14 protein-coding genes are annotated in these 16,180 nt (G+C 75.4%); 13 read left to right on the forward strand and 1 reads right to left on the reverse strand.

From position 1 onward, the window contains the following. The first annotated feature begins 193 nt into the window (after positions 1-193). From ACFFKU_RS11610 to ACFFKU_RS11670, 13 genes are all read left to right on the forward strand, one after another. Positions 194-2,155, forward strand: a complete 1,962-nt coding sequence (locus tag ACFFKU_RS11610) for a glycosyltransferase (RefSeq protein ID WP_380138106.1) — start codon at positions 194-196, stop codon at positions 2,153-2,155. Continuing rightward, positions 2,152-3,135 (forward strand): glycosyltransferase, encoded by a 984-nt coding sequence (locus ACFFKU_RS11615; RefSeq protein ID WP_380138108.1) that lies wholly within the window; start codon positions 2,152-2,154, stop codon positions 3,133-3,135. The genes ACFFKU_RS11610 and ACFFKU_RS11615 overlap by 4 nt, the downstream gene beginning before the upstream one ends. 132 nt (positions 3,136-3,267) lie before the next feature. Beyond that, positions 3,268-4,659 carry a flagellar filament capping protein FliD gene (gene fliD / locus ACFFKU_RS11620; RefSeq protein ID WP_380138109.1) on the forward strand — a complete coding sequence of 464 codons (1,392 nt, stop codon included), beginning with the start codon at positions 3,268-3,270 and terminating at the stop codon, positions 4,657-4,659. A gap of 145 nt (positions 4,660-4,804) precedes the next feature. Beyond that, entirely contained in the window at positions 4,805-5,236 is a 432-nt protein-coding gene (gene fliS, locus ACFFKU_RS11625; RefSeq protein ID WP_380138110.1) for a flagellar export chaperone FliS, read from the forward strand. After that, positions 5,233-5,619, forward strand: coding sequence for a hypothetical protein (locus ACFFKU_RS11630; RefSeq protein ID WP_380138111.1), 387 nt, complete (start codon positions 5,233-5,235; stop codon positions 5,617-5,619). Before fliS ends, ACFFKU_RS11630 begins: the two co-directional genes overlap by 4 nt. Positions 5,620-5,767: 148 nt before the next feature. Further along, on the forward strand, positions 5,768-6,970 hold the full coding sequence (locus tag ACFFKU_RS11635) for a Fic family protein (RefSeq protein WP_380138113.1): 1,203 nt from the start codon (positions 5,768-5,770) through the stop codon (positions 6,968-6,970). A 4-nt stretch (positions 6,971-6,974) separates the two neighbouring features. Further along, positions 6,975-9,956, forward strand: a complete 2,982-nt coding sequence (locus tag ACFFKU_RS11640) for a S8 family serine peptidase (protein ID WP_380138114.1) — start codon at positions 6,975-6,977, stop codon at positions 9,954-9,956. 321 nt (positions 9,957-10,277) lie between these two features. Continuing rightward, on the forward strand, positions 10,278-10,820 hold the full coding sequence (locus ACFFKU_RS11645; RefSeq protein ID WP_380138116.1) for a glycosyltransferase family protein: 543 nt from the start codon (positions 10,278-10,280) through the stop codon (positions 10,818-10,820). Positions 10,821-10,942: 122 nt separating this feature from the next. Then, positions 10,943-11,548 carry a biotin transporter BioY gene (locus tag ACFFKU_RS11650; protein WP_380138118.1) on the forward strand — a complete coding sequence of 202 codons (606 nt, stop codon included), beginning with the start codon at positions 10,943-10,945 and terminating at the stop codon, positions 11,546-11,548. Continuing rightward, positions 11,545-12,744: an AMP-binding protein gene (locus ACFFKU_RS11655; RefSeq protein WP_380138120.1), complete on the forward strand. Its 1,200-nt coding sequence runs from the start codon at positions 11,545-11,547 to the stop codon at positions 12,742-12,744. The genes ACFFKU_RS11650 and ACFFKU_RS11655 overlap by 4 nt, the downstream gene beginning before the upstream one ends. Continuing rightward, positions 12,741-13,871, forward strand: coding sequence for a thiolase family protein (locus tag ACFFKU_RS11660; RefSeq protein WP_380138121.1), 1,131 nt, complete (start codon positions 12,741-12,743; stop codon positions 13,869-13,871). The genes ACFFKU_RS11655 and ACFFKU_RS11660 overlap by 4 nt, the downstream gene beginning before the upstream one ends. Next, on the forward strand, positions 13,868-14,551 hold the full coding sequence (locus tag ACFFKU_RS11665) for an energy-coupling factor ABC transporter ATP-binding protein (protein ID WP_380138123.1): 684 nt from the start codon (positions 13,868-13,870) through the stop codon (positions 14,549-14,551). The genes ACFFKU_RS11660 and ACFFKU_RS11665 overlap by 4 nt, the downstream gene beginning before the upstream one ends. Further along, positions 14,548-15,144, forward strand: coding sequence for an energy-coupling factor transporter transmembrane component T family protein (locus tag ACFFKU_RS11670; RefSeq protein ID WP_380138125.1), 597 nt, complete (start codon positions 14,548-14,550; stop codon positions 15,142-15,144). The genes ACFFKU_RS11665 and ACFFKU_RS11670 overlap by 4 nt, the downstream gene beginning before the upstream one ends. Here the strand turns inward: ACFFKU_RS11670 and ACFFKU_RS11675 are convergent. Next, positions 15,111-15,860: a DUF8692 domain-containing protein gene (locus ACFFKU_RS11675; protein ID WP_380138126.1), complete on the reverse strand. Its 750-nt coding sequence runs from the start codon at positions 15,858-15,860 to the stop codon at positions 15,111-15,113. The two genes, ACFFKU_RS11670 and ACFFKU_RS11675, sit on opposite strands and share 34 nt — an antisense overlap. Positions 15,861-16,180: the final 320 nt, after the last annotated feature.

A 16,180-nucleotide genomic window follows, 5' to 3' on the forward strand; every position in this document is an offset into this window, starting at 1 on the left:
ACCGGGGCTGATCATCACCACCGCGACGGGGTGGGGAGCACACGCTCCCCACCCCGTTCCGCCGTTCCCCCGAAGGTCGTCCGCCCCGGAACGCCCGGGCCACGACCGCTCAGGCCGGTCCTGCCGCCGCCGATGGAGGAGTCGACGCGTCCCGAGCACCGGACGGGGCGGCGCAGACCGGTGGGGGAGACGCGTGAACGAGTCGGCGAGGGTGGTCGTGCTGGGCCTGGGCTCGGTGGAGGACCTCACCACCGTCCTGCGGCAGGTGTTCCAGACCGTCCCGCTGGACGTCGAGATCGGCTACCTGGCTCGCGGACGGGTTGCGTTGCCGCCCCGGCTCGGCCGCCGGGTCCGCCACGTGCCGCTCGGCCCCGAGGGGTTCGAGGGGGCGATCCGCACCCTGGCCGACGGTTCCCGCCGGCTCGTGGTGCTCCGGCCGGAGCTGCGGCTCGTGGCCGGCTGGTGGGGCGCTCTCGCGCGCGACGGCGCCGCCACCCCCAACGCCTGCCTGACCGTGGGGGAGGACGCGATGCTCCTGGCCTTCCCGGCGGGTCTGCCCGCCGACCGGGTCCGGCGGCTGCCCTGGTCCACCCCCGTCGGGCTCCGACTCCCCGCGACCCCCGCCACCGTCGGCGGGCCGACCGTCCGCCGCAGCCTGGGCGCCGTGCTCATCGTCAAGGACGAGGAGGCGGTGCTCACCGACTGCCTCGACGCCCTGACCCCGTTCGTCGACGAGGTCGTGGTCTACGACACCGGGAGCACCGACAGCACGCGGGAGATCGCCCGCGTCGCCGGCGCCCGGGTGGTCGAGGGGTTCTGGGACGACGACTTCGCCGCGGCCCGGAACCGGGCCCTCGAGCACGCCCGGACCGACTGGGTGCTCTCCGTCGACGCCGACGAGATCCTGTCCGGTGAGCCGGCCGCGCTGCGCAGCGCCGTCGACGGCTGCCGGGACGAGGCCATGTGCATCGACATCACCTCCGACAGCGTCGAGGGTGGCGAGCACGAGGTCCGCTCGGCCTCGGTGCGGGTCTTCCAGCGGGCGGGCACCTCCTGGACCGAGGCCCTGCACGAGTACCCGGTCGGGCCCGGGGGCCGCCGGTTGCGCGTCGGACCCCCGGCGCCGGTGACCATCCGCCACTCCGGCTACCAGGTGGCGACCTTCCTGGCCAAGGACAAGCACGAACGCAACCTGACCATCGCCCGGGCCGCCGTGGCCCGGCTCGACGCGGGCGGGCGCGACGCCGCGGCGGCACGCACCTCGCTGGCCCGCGCCTGCACGGCCGCCGGGCTCTGGGATGAGGCGCTCGACGCGCTCTCCGGTGTCGGGACCGACGTCCCCGCCGACGAGAACCTGCTGGCCTCCCGCGCCGGAGCGGTCGCCGCCCTCGTGGTGGGTGACCTCGCCGCGGCCGCCCGCTGGATCGAGCGCCTGGCGACCGGGGGAGAGGCCTCGGCCCGGGTGGACCTCCTCCGGGCCGAACTCGCGCACCGCTCCGGTGACCTCGCGGCCGCCGGAGCGCACCTCGCGGCCCTCGTGCCCTCGGAGGACCTCTGGGGTGTGCCCTACGACCTCGGCGAGGCCGACCCGCTGCGCTTCCAGCTCGCCCTCGCCGAGGGGGCCGACGCCGCCCGGACGGAGCTGCTGGCCCAGCTGGCCCGCGGGTCCGCCCACGTCCGCCTGGACTTCGTCGTCGCCGTCGACGAGACCGCGCCCGGCACCCTCGACGAGGTCGCGCGGACGGCTCCGGCCGCGTTCCTCGCCCGCTCGCTGCGTGAGGCGGTCCACCTGGAGGTGGAGCAGGCCGATCGCTGGGCCGAGGCGCTGTTCCTCGGGGGCCGCGAGACCGTGGGGGCGCTGTCGCTGGCCTCGGTGATCGCCCCGCGCCTCGGCCTCGACCGCTTGCTGGTCTGGAGCCTGCGGTTGCGCGAGTCCGGTCGCCCCGAGGCCTGCCCGCTGCGCCGCGTCGCCGAGGACGAGCAGGCGCCGCTGCCCGAGCGGGTCGCCGCGCTGAGCGTCCTCGCCGGCCCGCTCGGCGATGCTGAGGCCCGCGACGCCCTCGTCGAGGTGCTCGACGACCTCCCCGACGACCTCCGGGCCCTGGTGGCCGATCTCGCGCCGGAACTGCTGGCGCCGGTCGGACCACGCGCATGAGCACCCTGTCGGTCTGCCTGATCGTGCGGGACGAGGAGCGGCACCTGACGGACTGCCTCGCCTCCCTCGACGGTCTCGCCGACCAGGTGGTCGTGGTCGACACCGGTTCGCTCGACGCGACCCGTGAGATCGCCCGCCGGGCGGGTGCCGTGCTGGGTGAGCACCCCTGGGCCGGCGACTTCGCCGCGGCTCGCAACACCGCCCTCGACCTGGCCACGGGGGAGTGGGTCCTGAGTCTCGACGCCGACGAACGTCTCCTCGGCGATCCGTCGGGCCTGCGGGCGGCGCTGGACGCGTCCGGACCCGCGAGCTGGTCGGTGGAGTTCGACGACCACGACGCGCGCAGCGGGCCCTACCGGTTCCGAGCCCCCCGGTTGTTCCGCCGGGCCGGGACCCGGTGGGTCGGTCGGGTGCACGAGCGTCCGGTGGCCGCGGGGGTCGACCTGACGACCTGGCCCCTGGATCCTGCGGTGCTGACGATCCGGCACCTCGGCTACCGGGACCTGGACGTCGTGCAGGGCAAGGCGGTCCGCAACCTGCAGATCGCACGATCAGCCGTGGCCGCCGCCCTGGACACCGCGGATGCCGACCTCCCCGTCCTGCTGCTCGACCTCGGGCGCAGCGCGCTCAGCGCCGGGGAACTGCAGACGGCGGTCGACGCCCTGGAGGCCCTGCGCGACCTCGTCCCCGACGGATCCCTGCGGCGGCGCGGCACGGACTTCCTGGTCCGGGTGCTGATCGTGGCCGGGGAGTACCCGGTGGCGCTGCACCTGGTGGAGGAGCTGGACCGCGGCGACGCCTGGGTCCGCTGGCTGCGGGGGCAGGCGCTGGGCCTGTCCGGCCGCGCCGACGAGGCGCTGGAGGAGCTGGACGGGATGAACGGCGCGGGGGAGCTGCGCGACCTCTCCGGGTGCCGGTACGACCCGGCCCCCCTCACCGCCTTCCGCGACCTCTGCCGGCGCCTGTCCGCCGCGGTCTGACCTCTCCGCCGACGGGGCTGCCCCGATCGGGTGATCCGCCGTTCCCGGCGCGCATTCCGCTTCAAGTCCTCGCGACACCTGCCGATGAGGTGTTCGAAGACTCAGCCACAACCACGGAAGGGGGCGAGCTTCATGGCCGCAGTGGATGGCCTCGTCAGCGGTATCGACGTCACCAGCATCGTGTCCCAGTTGGTCAAGGTCGACGCGGCGACGCAGGACCGACTGAAGACCAACGTCAGCACCGCCCAGAACGAGATCAAGGGTTACCAGGCGGTCAACACCAAGATGGCGGCCCTCAAGACCGCCGTCGAGGGCCTCACCAAGGCCGGCGGCTGGTCGCCGGTCACGGCCAAGTCGTCCAGCGACGCCGTCGCGGTCGCCGCCACCGGCACCGCCGACCAGGGCTCGATCAGCTTCCGGGTGAACTCGCTCGCGAGCCCCAAGTCGATCCTGTCCAACGTCTCCGCGGGCGCGAGCGACGTCGTGGACCCGAACTCCCTGGGCCTGCCGGTCGACGTCTACCGCAACGGGTCCAAGGTCGGCAGCATCAGCCCGACCAGCGGCACCCTGAGCGAGATCGCCGCCTCGATCAACACCGCCGACAGCATGGGCGTCAAGGCCGTCGCGATCCGCATCTCGGCCGACCAGTACCGCCTGCAGATCACGTCGACCAACTCCGGGACCGCCGGCGACTTCCAGCTGAAGAAGGCCGACGGGACCGACGCGGAGGCCGGGAAGTTCGACGCGATCTCCTCGGCGACCGACGCCGAACTGCTGCTCGGCAGCGGTGGCGTGTCGGTGAAGTCGTCCACCAACACCTTCCCGGACCTCATCCCCGGGGTCACGGTGACCGCGAGCAAGGCCGACCCGGCCGCGACGGTCACGGTCTCCTCGGCCCGCGACTCCGGCAAGCTCGGGGACGCGATGAAGGCCGTCGTGGACGCCGCCAACGCCGCGCTCACCGAGATCGGCAACCAGACCAAGGCCGGGGTCGTCGGCAGTGACGGCAAGCTCAGCGGTTCCGGGGCCCTGATGGGTGATTCCACCCTGCGGGGCCTGCAGACCCAGATCCTGAGTGCCGTGTCCGGCGCCTTCGGCGGCGGGACCTCCGGGGCCACGGTCGGGTTGCAGACCAACCGCAGCGGGACGTTGGACTTCGACCGCACCAAGTTCGTCGCCGCCTTCGAGGCCGACCCGAAGGGGATCCAGGCCCTCCTGAACCCCACCACGACGCCTCGTCCGGCCGGTGCCGACCTGAGCACCCCCGACACCCGTTCCGGCCTGCTGGAACGGCTCGGCTCGGTCGCCACCGCGGCCACCAAGAGCGGGATCGGGAGCCTGGCCACCGCGATCGACGGCCGGAACTCCACGGTCAAGGACCTCACCGACCGGATCAGCGACTGGGACGACCGGTTGGCGGCCAAGAAGACCGCCTACCAGTCGTACTACACCCGGTTGGAGACGGCCCTGGGATCGCTCAAGAGCCAGGGTTCCTGGTTGTCCTCGCAGTTGTCCGCCCTCTGAGTCCGATGGTCGAAGGCCGCGTCCCGTCCCGGGTCGCGGCCTTCGTCGTTCCCGACCCGACATCGGTGCCCCGATCGCCTCGGAACCGGCCCGTTCGCGCCGATGAAGAGTCCAAGAGCCCGCGTTCCTCCAGGAGGACCTCCGCATGACCGCCATGTCCTACGGCCGGCCCGGTTTCGCCAACCGTTTCCTCAGCGACGGCCTGGCCACCGCCAGTCCGGCCACGCTGCTGGTGATGCTCTACGACCGCCTCGTGCAGGACCTGCAGCGCGCCGAGCAGGCCCAGACCGGTGGCGACCGGCAGACCGCCCACACGAACCTCCTGCACGCCCAGGACATCGTGGTGGAGCTGCAGTCCAGCCTGAAGGTCGACCTGTGGGAGGGCGGCAAGAACCTCGCCAGCCTCTACACCTGGCTGCTGAACGAGCTGGCCCAGGCCAACATCACCGGGGACGCCGGGCGCACCAAGGCCGCCCGTTCCCTCGTCGTCGAACCCCTCGCCGACGCGTGGCGGCAGGCCGCCGTCGAGCACCTGGGCGCGACCTCGGTCGGCGCGGGAGCGAGCGGTCTGGCATGAGCCCGCACGAGACCTCGGTCTCGGGCCCCCGCTCCGCCGCCGCGCACCCGTCCGAGGACGACCCGGCGAGTTTCTCGCGTGCCTGGCACGACGCCCTGGACGAGCTCGAGGTCGACGTCACGGCCGCCGAGGAGCTCCTCCGGCAGCTGCACTCCGGGGCGGCCGGGGGTGACGTGGTCCCGCGGCCCGTGTGGCGGGCCCCCGAGCTCCCCGGGAAACTCCCCGCCGACTGCCTCGACCGGGCCCGGGCGCTGCACCAGCGCCAGCTCGACGTGTCGCAGCGCATCGCCCGAGCGATGGTGCAGACCCGCTCGCAGTCCAACGCCCTGCGCAAGATGGCCCAGGCGGAGGCCCGGCCGGTCTTCGTCGACTTCGCCCTGTAGCACCGTCCCGGCACGGGGGGACCTTGTGCTCGATGATCGGGAGCAGGGTCCCCCTGTGCCGCAGAGCCCCGGTCGCCCGGCGCGGCAACCGACAGCAGCGACGACCCGCGCCATCGTTTGTGACCGCAAACGATAGTAAGGTCCGGGGATGAGTTCGGACGAGGCGTGGCCCGCCGTCGGGTGGGCCGAGCACCCGTGGCGCTCGAGCGTGCCGCCCGAGCTGGTCTCGCGCGCGGTGCGGGAGGCGCACCGCGGTCCCTACCGCAGCGCCGTCCCACCCGGCATCGCCACGCGGTCACCGCGGCTGCCGGTGCCCCTGCTGGGGGCGGCCGAGAACGCGGCCGTCGGGATCGCCCGCTTCGACGCCGAGCACGCCGGGACACCCCTGCCGTTCTCGGCGCTGCTGCTGCGCTCGGAGTCGGCCTCGAGCTCGCAGATCGAGAACATCACCTCCGGGGCCCGCGCGCTGGCGCTGGCCGCGATCGACGCCACGGGCGCGCCGCGCAACGCCGGCCTGGTCCTGGGCAACGTCCGGGCCATGGAGGCCGCCGTGGAACGGGCCGGGAACCTCGGGGTCGCGGCCGTGCTGGACATGCACGCGGCGCTGCTGAACGAGACCGAACCGGCCCACGCCGGGACCTTCCGGACCGAGCAGGTCTGGTTGGGCGGCAGCGGGTTCGGGCCGCACCAGGCCGACTTCGTCCCCCCGCACGCCGAGCTGGTCCCCGACCTCGTCGCCGACCTCATGGAGTTCCTGCGCCGCGACGACCTGCCGGTCCTGGTGCAGGCCGCGGTGGCCCACGCGCAGTTCGAGACCATCCACCCCTTCGTCGACGGCAACGGCCGGACCGGTCGGGCCCTGGTGCACGCGCTGCTGCGGCGACGCGGCCTGGCCCGCCGGGTCGTGGTGCCCGTCTCGGCCGGCCTGCTGCGCGAGACCGACGCCTACGTCGACGCCCTGGGCGCCTACCGACGCGGTGACCCCGAACCCATCGTGGCGCGGTTCGCGGCCGCGGCCGAGCACGCCGTGGCCCACGGCCGGGGGCTGGTCGCCGACCTCGCCGACGTGCGTCGCCGGTGGGGCACGGTCGTGCGGGCGCGGGAGGGGGCCGCGGCCTGGGCGGTCGTGGACCTGCTCTTCCGGCAGCCGGTGCTCGACGTCGACGCCGTCGTCCGCGCGGTCGGCGTGACCCCGGCGAACGCGGCCAAGGCGCTGGCCACCCTGGCCGAGGCCGGGGTCGTGGTCGAGTTCTCCGGGCGGCGCCGCGGGCGGCGCTGGCACGCCCCGGAGATCACCTCCGCCCTCGACGAGTTCGCCCGGCGGGCGGGTCGTCGGGCGCCGTTGACCTGACCGGGTGAGCCCGTCGCCTGCTCGCGCGGCGGGGGAGCGATCCTCGGGCGCGGCACTGCAGTCCGGCTCCGACGCCGCCGAGCACGACCCCGTGCGCACCTTCCTCGCCGGCGGTCTGGCCGCGGCCCTCGTCCTGACGGCCACCGTCGCGGCCGTCCTCGGACCGGGTCAGGACCGACCGGCCCTGGCCGCCGGGCTCGGTCCCGGCGACGGGCTGGACCGGTTCGTGGTGACCGTCGACGACGGAGCGGGGGCCGGGGCCCGGCCCGCGCTGCCCGCGGTGGACCCGACGCTCCTGGACCTGGCCCACGCCGACCTCGGCCGGGGCGGGGAGTTCGAGGGTCACGACGACGCGACCTGGTACGTCACCGACGCGTCCTCGCGCCGCGTCTCGCTGCCGGGTGCGCCGCTCGCCCCGGCCCCGGTCGACGACCCGGTGCGTCGGCTCCTCGAGGCGGTCCCCGGGGTGGCCAGCGCGCAACCACTGACCGACGGGACCCTGCTCGTGGCCACGTCCACCGGCTCCGCCGCGCTGACCGCGGTGCCCGGTGTCGGCGCGGTGCGGCCCAGCCTGCAGGCGACGCTGGACGGCGCCGCCGACCCGGGTGACCCGCTGTTCGGCCGCTACGGGTGGAACCTGCGCAACACCGGTCGCAACGCCTACGACGGGCGGGCGGTCGTCGGCGCCGACGTCGCCGCCCCCGACGGGTGGGGGAGCGGACGCGGGGCCGGAACGGTGGTCGCGGTGATCGACACGGGCTTCGCCAGCGGTCACGAGGACCTCCAGGGGGCGCTCTGGACGAACCCCGACCAGCCCTGCAACAGCGTCGACAGCGACGGCAACGGCAAGGCCGGCGACTGCCACGGTTGGAACTTCTACGCGAACTCCCCGGCGGTCGACAACGCCGGGTTCAACGCGCACGGCGTCATGGTGTCGGGCACGATCGCGGCCCGTGCCGACAACGGTCGCGGCTCGGCCGGGGTCGCCCCGGAGGCGACGATCATGCCGCTCGCCGTCGGCGGCGGTTCCACGCTGGACATGAACCTGGCGGCGCAGGCCATCCGTTACGCGGTGGACAACGGGGCCGACGTCGTCAACTGCTCCTTCGGAGCCGGCGGCGTCACCGACCTGTTCCGCTCGGCCGTCGCCTACGCGGGCAGCAAGGGGGTGCTGGTCGTCGCCTCGGCCGGCAACGACTCCGCCGACCGCGACGCGCGACCCACCTACCCCGCGAGCCTCACCGAACCGGCGATCGTCGCGGTGGGGTCCTCCACCTCGGCCGACACGGTGGCCGCGCACAGCGCCTACGGGTCCCGGACCGTCGATCTCTTCGCCCCGGGAGAACTCACCGTGGCCCCGGAACGCGCCGGCGGTTACACGGTGTGGAGCGGCACCTCGGACGCGGCCCCGCACGTCGCGGCCGCCGTGGCCCTGTACCGAGCCGCGCACCGTGGCTGGACCGCGGCCGAGATCAAGGCCGCCCTCCTCGCGGGCACGACGAAAGTCCCCGCCTTCGCCGGACGCTCGGTCAGCGGCGGCCGGTTGTCGCTCGCCGCCCTGGGGACCGACGCGGTCAGCTGGTCGTTCTCGGGGGCGGGAACCGTGCCCGCCGACGGGCAGTTCCCGGTCGTCAGCCTGGGCAGCGGGGCGGGTGCCGGCGCCTACGCCCTGCGGGGCACGCTGGTCACCGAGCAGGACGGGGACCTGTGGGCCGCCGCCGGGGTCCCGGTGACCGTCGACGGGGTCACGACCACGACCGACGACCGGGGGGAGTTCTCGGTCGACCTCGGACGCCGCAGCTCGTTCGGGACGGCCCGGGTCGGGCTCGGGTTCGCCCTGCCGGTGGGGGGTTTCGCGCTCGGGACACGCCTGCAACGCGACGGGAACGATCTCGGCGCGGCGCGGTGGGTCCCGCTCGTCGTGACCGAGCCCACCGCGACGCCCGTCCCGACCCCCGCCCCGGTTCCCTCGACCACCCCTGCACCCTCGCCGGCACCCTCGACGCCGGGCGGATCCGCCCCCACCCCGGGGGCACCGGCGCCGACGACCCCGGGAGGTGGTCCAGGTCCGGGCGTCTCGGCCCCGGGTGGTTCTCGACCGTCGACGGGTTCCCCGGCGCCGGTGAATCCGGTACCCACGAACCCGGTTCCGACGAACCCCGCACCCGCGAACCCGGCACCCGCGAACCCGGCACCCGCGAACCCGGCACCCGCGAACCCGGCACCCGCGAACCCGGCACCCGCGAACCCGGCACCCGCGAACCCGGCACCCGCGAACCCGGCACCCGCGAACCCGGCACCGCTGAACCCGCCGGCCGGGTCCCCGAACCCGTCCGCCGGCGCAGCCAACCCCGCGACCCCGTCGACCCGTCCGACCGGTCCGGCGAGCGGTCCGGCGACGGGCCCGGCTCCCGCACCCACCCGGACGACCTTCGGCGGGGTGGGCCGGTTCCGGGTGACCTCGCTGGCGCCCTCGACGGTGTCCACCACGGGCGGCCAGGTGGTCGTGACCGGGTCCGACCTGGACGGCGTCCGTGCCGTGCGGGTCGGGGACACGGCGCCCGCCCGGATCGTCTCCGCCGCCCCGGACCGGCTCGTGGTCCAGGTCCCGGCCCGCGTCCCCGGGGCCTACGACGTGACGATCTTCGCGCCCGACCTGAGCAGCAGCGTGCTCCCCGCGGCGTTGACCTACGTCGCCCCGGCGGCGGGCCCGGGGGCGGGTCCCGCCGCGCCCGGGAACCCGGTCCCCGGCGCGCAGAACCCCGGCGCGCAGAACCCCAGCGCGCAGAACCCGGGCCCGCAGAACCCGGGCGCCCAGGACCCCTCCGTACCGGCCCCGGGCCCGACGGCCCGGCCGACCACGACCGTCGGGCCCGGTGGCCTGCGGCTGGTCCGTCGCGACGACCTGCCGGCGGCGCTGCGGGCCGACGGTGCGCTCTGGCGGACGAGCGGCTGCGAGAGCGCCTGCGGGGGTCTGCGGGTGTGAGCCGCGTACGGTCGCCGTCGCCCGCGGGGGAACGCGTCCGGGTCCGGTCCGCCGAGCCCTCAGACCGGCCGGACGGCGGCCGAACATGAACAGGGCGTGTCATCGACCCCTGTGACTCTCCGAATGCGGAAACATTCAGAGGGTGACGACGGGGGGTGACGTCAACGCTGTGTAAAGACCTCGTGTCTCGCGTAACCCCCGGACCGCCCCGTCCGATGCTCGTGATGCACCGCACACGCGACCGCCACGACCCGCCGACCGCACGCACGACCGCCGACCGCACCGAGAACCGCAGACCCGGACGACCCGTCAGGAGTGACCATGCCCAGCAGCCCGAGCATCGCCGCGTGCCTCGTCCTGCACGACGGCGCGACGCCGCCCGCCCTCGAGGCCGACGTCCGCCGCCTGGTGCAGGTCGCCGACGAGGTCGTCGTCTACGACACCGGGGACCACCTGGCCCCCGGGACCCCGGCGTTCGAGGCCACCCTCCATCCCGCGGTCACCGTGGTCAGCGGCTTCTGGGCCGAGGACCGTGACCGGGCGCACCAGGCCGCCCTGGCCCACGTCGCCTCCGACTGGACCCTCTGCCTGCTGGCGGGCGAGCGGGTCGAGATCGAGCGGACCCGCCTGCGTCAGGTGCTGGCCGAGGCCTGCGACCTGCCGGCCCTCTCGGTCCGGGTCGACGACGTCGTCCGCGGCAGCCACCGCTCACCCCGGCTGCTGCACACCTCGCGCACGCCGCTGCCGCCGAGCCTGCAGGGGGCCGACGTCGCGGAGGTGCCCTCCGAGGTGCTGCGGGTCTCCCAGCCCGTCGACATCACCGCGGGCATCCCGCGGCAGCGGGGCGTGTTCGACCGCGTCTGACCGGACGCGACCCGGGCGTCCGACCAGCACGGACGTCCTCCACGGAGGCGTGGGCGACCCGGTCCGGGTGGCCCGGTGCGGACGGCACCCGGGCCCCGGGTGGGGCGGTACCGTCTGCGCCCATGAGCACCGCCCCTCCGAGCGCGTCGTCGCGCCCCTCCGAGCGCCCGTCGCGGCGACGCTGGACCTCGCGCGACCTGGCCCTCGTCGCCGCGTTCGCCGGACTCATCGCCGCGCTCGGCCTGCCGGGGCCGCTGTACCTGCCGGGCAACGCCGTGCCCGTCACCGCCCAGACCCTCGGGGTCATGCTGGCCGGGTCGCTGCTCGGTTGGCGGCGCGGGGCCGCCGCGGTCGGCGTGCTGCTCGTCCTGGTCGCGGCCGGGTTGCCGCTGCTCGCGGGCGGGCGCGGCGGGCTCGCCGTGTTCGCCGGACCCTCCGTCGGCTACCTGCTGTGCTGGCCGCTGGCCGCCGCGGTGATCGGGGTGCTGGCCCGCCGCTTCCTGCCCCGCTACCCGCTGGGCTGGGGGATCCTCGTCAACGTCCTCGGGGGCATCGTCCTCGTCTACGCCGTCGGGGTGCCCGTCTCCGCGGCCGTCCTCGGCGGGCAGCTCTGGCCCGCGGTGGTCCAGTCGGCGGCCTACCTGCCGGGTGACCTGCTCAAGTCCGTCGTCGCCGCCGTCGTGACGGCGGGGGTGCTGCGGGCCCAGCCCTCGCTGCTGCGCCCGTGACCGACGCCCCGCCCGAGCCGCTCGTCCTCGCCGGACCCGCCCGGGCCGTGCTCGAGGGGTTCCTGGCGGGGTTCGGCGGGGAACGCGTCGTCGTCGTCACCGACCCCACCCGGCCGGCGTCCTGGCAGCAGGACCTGCTCGACCGGGTGCGCCGGGCCACCCGCGAGGGACGGGTCCGCCCCGGCGACGCCGTGCTGCTGACCGGGGGGACCACCGGCAACCCCCGTGCGGTGGTCCGCGACCGGGCGTCCTGGGTCGCCTCCGCGCCGGCCCTCGCGACCCTGCTCGGGCTGCGACCCACCGACGAGGTCTGGGTGCCCGGCCCGCCGACCTCGACCCTGTCCCTGCAGGCGGCCTGGCACGCCGAGCACTGCGGGACCGAGGTCGTCGGGTTCGCCGGCGGGACCGCGGCCCCGCCGGCCCGGGCGACCGTCCTGCACGGCGTCCCCTCCGCGCTGCGCGCCGCCCTGGAGGCCCGCGCGGCCGGTCGGATGCCCGCGCTGCGGGTCGCCGTCGTCGCCGGGGACACCTGTCCGCCGACGCTGGTGCGCCGGGCCGGGGAGCTCGGGGTCGACGTGGTCGAGTACTACGGCGCCGCCGAACTCTCCTTCGTGGCCTACCGCGATACCCGGACGGTCCCCCCGGTCGCGGGCTTCGCACCGTTCCCCGGGGCCGAGGTGCGGGTCCGCGACGGACGGGTCGAGGTCTGCTCGGCCTTCCGCGCCCGGGGTTACCTGCCCGGGGGCGCTCCGGGGATGCCCGGCCCGGAGGGTCCCCTGACCGAGACCGTCGACGCCGACGGACGGGTCTGGGCCGGCGTCGGGGACGGTGGTCGCTGGGTCGATGGTCGCCTGCACCTGACCGGGCGGGACGCGACGGCGGTGACCACCGGTGGTTGGACCGTCCTGACGGCCGACGTCGAGGCGGTGCTCGGGGAGGTGGAAGGGGTGCTCGGCGTGGTGGTCCACGGTCGTCCGCACCCGGACCTGGGCGCCGTCCTCGTCGCCGTGGTGGAGACCGCGGCGACCACGACGAAGGGCCGGGCGGACCTGCGTCGCCGGCTGGACGCGGCGGCCCGGGAGCTCTCCGCCCCCGCCCGGCCGCGACGCTGGTCGTTCGTCGCGCGGCTGCCCCGGACCCCGGCGGGCAAGACCGACCGCGCGGCGGCCGCTCTCCTCGACGACGACCACCGATGAGCGTTCCCCCCGTCCTCGTCGTCGCCGCCCGCCGCACTCCGTTCGCCGACGCCGGGCGGGAGCTGTCCGGGCTGGGTCCGCTGGAACCGGCCGCGGCCGTCCTCGCCGCCCTGCACGGGGAGCTCGGGGGGTGCCCCGTCGACGACGTCGTGCTCGGCTCGGCCACCGGCCCCGGTGGGGACGCGGCGCGGGTCGCGGCCCTGGCCGCCGGGCTCGGTCCCGCCGTCCCCGGGGTCCGGGTGGACCGGCAGTGCGGCAGCGGGTTGGACGCGATCCGGGTGGGGGCGGCGCTGGTCGCGCAGGGCGAGGACGTCGTCCTGGCCGGGGGGTTCGACGCCGGGAGCGCCGAGGTCGGCGGTTACGGCGGTGCCGGGGTGCGGCGGGCCGCCTTCGCCCCGCCCGGGTACCCCGACCCGGAGATGGGCCCCGCCGCCGACGCCCTCGCGGCCGAGCTCGGCATCACCCGGCGACGCCAGGACGCCTACGCCGCCCGGTCCCACGCCCGGGCCGTGGCGGCGGCCGCCCGGGGGGAGTTCGCCGCCGAGCTCGTCCCGGTCGGCGGCCTGGCCCACGACCCCCGCCCACGGTCCCGGCTGGACACCGGACGCCTCGCCCGGTTCCGTCCGGCGTTCGCCCCGCACGGCTCGGTGACGGCGGGCAACTCCTGCTCGGTCAGCGACGGGGCGGCTGCCGTCGCCCTCGTCTCCGGACGCACCTGGGCGGCCCGGCCCGTCCCGGCCCTGGCCGTGCGGACCGCCGTGGTCGTGGGCGGCGACCCGGCCCGGCCTGGGGCGGCCGCGGCTCCCGCGGTGCGCAAGGCCCTCGCCCGCGCCGGGATCGGGCTGGACGAGGTGGGGGCCGTCGAGATCGTCGAGGCGTTCGCCGCGCAGGTGCTGGCCTGCACCGACGCGCTGGGGCTCGACCCGACCGGGGCCGACGACGACCGTGTCAGCCCGCAGGGCGGGGCGATCGCGCTCGGTCACCCCTGGGGGGCCTCCGGGGCGGCCGTCGTCGTGCGGTTGTTCGCCCGGATGGTCCGGCACCGGGGACCGCGCTACGGGGTGGCGGCCTGCGCCGTCGGGGGCGGGCAGGGGGTCGCGGTCGTGGTCGAGCGGGTGGACGCGTGATCCGCGTGCAGGGGGTCGACGTGGACCTCGTCGGGCGCGCGGTGCTGCGGGAGGTCGACCTCACGCTGGCCGAGGCCCGGATCGGGATCGTCGGGGGCAACGGCTCGGGCAAGTCCAGCCTCGCCCGCCTGCTGAACGGGTTGCTGCTGCCGACCCGCGGACGGGTCGAGGTCGACGGTCTCGACACCCGTCGGGACGGGGCCGAGGTACGGCGCCGGGTGGGGTTCGTGTTCTCCGACCCCGACGCGCAGATCGTCATGCCGACCGTCGCCGAGGACATCGCGTTCTCGTTGCGGCGCAGGCGACTCGGCCGTGACGAGACCGACCGTCGGGTCGCGGCGGTGCTCACCCGCTTCGACCTCGCCGGGCACGGCGACCATCCCGCCCACCTGCTCTCCGGCGGGCAGAAGCAGCTCCTCGCCCTGGCGGCCGTGCTGGTCACCGAACCCCAGGTGCTCGTGCTCGACGAACCGACCACCCTGCTCGACCTGCGCAACACGCGACGGATCGCGGAACTGGTGCGCGACCTGCCGCAGCAGGTCGTGCACGTCACCCACCACCTCGACCAGTTGCGCGACTACGACCGGGTGCTGGTGGTGCAGGACGGTCGGGTCGTCGCCGACGACGAGCCCGGCCCGGCGTGCGCCTGGTACCGCCGCAGCGCGGGCGAGGCGGGGTGAACGGCACCTTCGTCGCTGGGACCTCCTGGCTGCACCGGGCCCCGACGGGCGCGAAGCTGCTCGGCCTGGCCCTCGCCTCGGCCGTCCTCGTCTCGGCCCGGGTCCCGGTCGCGGTCGTCGTCGGCGCGTTCGTGCTGCTGGTGGTGCTGCGCTCGGCCCGGCTGCCGGTGCGCGTGCTCACCGAGGCGGTGGTCCCGTTGCGGTGGATCCTGCTGCTGACCGGCGGACTGCAGTGGGCGACCCAGGATCTCGCCCGGGCCTTCGTGACGGTCGGGACCCTGGCCGTCGTCGTGGCGGCCGCGGCCCTCTTCACGGCGACGACCCGGATCGGTGACGCCCTCGCCACCCTGCAGCGGGCGCTGGGACCGTTGCGCCGGATCGGGATCGACCCCGACCGCGTCGCGCTCGTGCTGGCGCTGGCGCTGCGGTGCGTGCCGGTGCTGCAGGCGACGGTCGCCGAGGTCCGTGACGCCCGGCGGGCGCGCGGGGCCGAGCGCAGCCTGCGCGCGCTGCTCGTCCCGGTCGTCGTCCGGACGGTCCAGCACGCCGAGGCGCTGGGTCAGGCGTTGGCCGCCCGGGGCGTCGACGACTGAACAGGATTGGGACGGACGGCGTGGCGGCCCGGGCCCAGCGTGGCGAAGTTCTGCTGCACCAGGGCGACCGCGACCAGGAACACCGCGGGCCCGGACATCTCGAAGAACTCCTCGACGGTCGCCACGAGACCGACCCCCACCCCGAGCTCGTCGGAGCCGGCGGAGATCAAGTATCCGCCGAGCGCCTCGACGACGATGGCCCCACCGAGGTAGAGCCCGCCCCCGAGCAGCATGAGGCGCAGGATGCGACCCGGCTGGGCACGCAGGAAACCCAGGTAGGCGATCACCAGCATCACGGCCAGCGGGGCCGCGGCGGCGATCCAGGAGTAGCGGAGGATCCCGCTCGTCCCGACCAGCCCGGCCATGGGTTCGGCCAGTTTCTCGTGCAGCCCGACGAGTTCGTCGAGGGACAGGTAGAGGAACCCGAGCCCGAGGACGAACCAGTGCCACCGGTACCGGAGCTTCTCGACCACCGCCCGGCGGCCGACCTCGAGCGTGCTCAACCCGGTGACGCACAGCAGCATCGAGGAGTACCAGGACGGCAGGTTCTGCTCGGTGTCGAGATCGACGAACTTCCGGGCCGAGACCACGATCCCGCTGTCGATCCCGAGGCCCGCGGTGGCCACCAGGAAGCTGACGCTGAGCAGGGCCAGGATCGCGGCGATCGACAGCAGGACCGCGAGCAACCGGCTCGGCCGGATCGTGATCGAGAACATGGGCCCCCCAACGGGCCGGTGGCCCGTTCCAGTGTTGTTTTGACGAACGACGGTCGCGGAGCAGGTTAACCATCTCCGAACGGCGACCGACGTCATTGCTGCCAACAGGTGACAAACATTGACGGAGAACTCCCGGCCCGTCACTCTCCGCCCTCCGTGACGCCCCGCCACGGCCTCCGCCGGCCCCCGCGCCCCCGCGCCCCCGGCCCCTCACCCCCGAACCCGCATGCCCCGGAACCCCACCCTTTCCGCGTGATCAAGGAATTCCTCCGGACCGACGTCCCCGGCGGGCGAGGAACGCGTCCACCCATTCCTTGATC

It is taken from the genome of Kineococcus gynurae, from assembly GCF_042433995.1.
GTDB classification, from domain to species: Bacteria; Actinomycetota; Actinomycetes; order Actinomycetales; family Kineococcaceae; genus Kineococcus; species Kineococcus gynurae.